The organism is Acidovorax sp. KNOB132, from assembly GCF_057541515.1.
Genome location: NZ_BAAJYT010000411.1, coordinates 1 through 2223, shown reverse-complemented (window position 1 = coordinate 2223; position 2223 = coordinate 1). Strand labels below are relative to the sequence as shown.

Annotated in this window: 2 protein-coding genes; both read left to right on the top strand. The window is 69.3% G+C overall.

The annotated features are described in order from the left end of the window. Positions 1 to 1301: motility hub landmark protein FimV (locus AC27IO_RS23160; RefSeq protein ID WP_498741007.1), on the top strand; the 1301-nt coding region annotated here is incomplete at its 5' end. A gap of 49 nt (positions 1302 to 1350) precedes the next feature. Then, the gene (gene truA / locus AC27IO_RS23155; RefSeq protein WP_498741006.1) at positions 1351 to 2190 is read left to right on the top strand and encodes a tRNA pseudouridine(38-40) synthase TruA; all 840 of its coding nucleotides are present in this window, start codon (positions 1351 to 1353) and stop codon (positions 2188 to 2190) included. Positions 2191 to 2223: the final 33 nt, after the last annotated feature.

Below are 2223 nucleotides of genomic sequence, written 5' to 3'. Positions count from 1 at the left end.
CCCCCGACACGGAGGAGCCAGGCTTCTTCTCCAACCTGTTCGACGACCCCATGCTGCCATTGGCCGGTGGCGCCTTGCTGGCGTTGCTGCTGGGCTATGGCGTCTACCGCACGGTCCAGAACCGCCGCAACCAGCACGCGGTGGACAGTTCGTTCATGGAAAGCAAGCTGCAGCCGGATTCGTTCTTCGGCGCCAGCGGCGGCCAGCGCGTGGACACGGCCAGCAGCCAGCTGAGCACCGGGTCTTCGATGGCCTATTCGCCCAGCCAGCTCGATGCCGGCGGCGATGTCGATCCCGTGGCCGAAGCCGACGTGTATCTGGCCTATGGCCGCGACCTGCAGGCCGAAGAGATCCTCAAGGAGGCCGTGCGCCACAACCCGGACCGCACCTCGGTCCACGTCAAGCTCGGCGAGATCTATGCCAAGCGCCAGGACCGCAAGGCGCTGGAAGCCGTGGCGCAGGATGTCTTCCGGCTGACCGATGGCCAAGGCCCCGACTGGGCCCGCGTGTCCGAACTGGGCCGCGAACTCGACCCCGAGAACGCGCTGTACCAACCCGGCGGCCGCCCTGGCGTGGTCCTGGACGACGACGGCCCCAACACCGGCAACGGCTTTGCCAGCACCTTCACGGACGGCCGTCCGCAGATGGCCGGCGCCACCAGCGCGGCCCTGCCGCCCGATCTGGACCTCGACCTCGATCTGGCGGACGACGCCCTGACCGAGGCGCCGCCCGCGCCACCTGCCGCACCGGGTGCCTTCGCCGCTGCGGCCGCCGCCGCTGGTGCCATGGCCGCCGCGCCGGCCTGGGCTCCCGCACCGACGCCGGCCCCCGCCGTTTCGGAGCCACCCGCACTGGACACGGGTGCCCTGGACCTGCCCGATCCGTCATGGGACAAGCCGGTGGCCACCGCGGCCGACCCACTGTCGCCACCTCCCGACACGGCCGACCTGGAATTCCCGACCGACCTGCGACTGATGGATTCCGCTCCGGCACCGCTGTCGTCCGCCGAAGCCGCCCCATCGGGCCCGGCGCCGCTCGAATTCGACCTCGGAGCGCTGTCGCTGGACCTGGACACGCCTGCCGGCAATACCAGCCCATCCGCCAGCCCGGCCGTGCAGGATCTTCCGCAAGCGACCCCGGCCCTGCCCGACGATCCGCTGGCGACCAAGCTTGCCCTGGCGGAAGAATTCAACGCCATCGGCGACAGCGAAGGTGCACGCACCCTCATCGAAGAAGTCATCGCCGAATCGTCCGGCGCGCTCAAGACACGGGCGCAACGCCTGCTGTCCGAACTGGGCTGATGCAGGGCACCAGCGCCGCCACGCTCTCTGCCGCACCGGGACGCCATTCATGAGGATGGCGCTCGGCGTCAGCTACAACGGGCAGGGCTACAACGGCTGGCAGAGCCAGTCTTCCGGCAGAACCATCCAAGACCACCTGGAAGCGGCGCTCGGCCGCTTTGCCACGCAACCCGTGTCCACCATCTGCGCCGGCCGCACCGATGCGGGCGTGCACGGGCTCATGCAGGTGGTCCATTTCGATACGCCGCTCGACCGCACGCCGTTTTCCTGGGTGCGCGGCACCAACACCTTCCTGCCTGCCGACATCGCCGTGCAATGGGCACACCCGGTGCCGGAGACCTTCCATGCGCGTTTTTGCGCCACGTCCCGCCGCTACGCCTATGTGCTGCTGCAGTCGCCTGTGCGCCCCAGCGTGGACAGCGCGCATGTGGGCTGGGTGTTCCATCCGCTGGACGGCAGCGCCATGCGCGAAGCCGCCGCCCACCTGCTCGGAGAGCACGACTTCACCTCGTTCCGGGCATCGGCCTGCCAGGCCAAATCGCCGGTCAAGACCTTGCAGCGCATCACGATCACGCGGCGGGGCTCTGCCGAAGGCGATTCCGGCCCGCCGGCCAATGCACCGCCGCACGACTGGCAGCCCTGCTACTGGCGATTCGAGTTCGAGGGCAATGCGTTCCTGCACCACATGATCCGCAACATCATGGGCTGCCTGGTCGCGATCGGGCAGGGAAATCAGCCCGCCAGCTGGATGCACGAGGTGTTGCGGGCCCGCTCGCGCGATGCGGCCGCGCCCACGTTTTCGCCCGACGGGCTGTACTTTCAGGGACCGCTCTACGATGCCGCATGGGGCCTGCCCCTGCGCACCGCTGCGTATGATTGGCTTCCATGAGCCGCTCCCAGCCCGCCAGCCCGCGCGGCATCA

Excerpts from the sequence above, each read along its gene's own strand:
- truA (WP_498741006.1), top strand. The coding sequence starts at position 1,351 with ATGAGGATGGCGCTCGGCGTCAGCTACAACGGGCAGGGCTACAACGGC.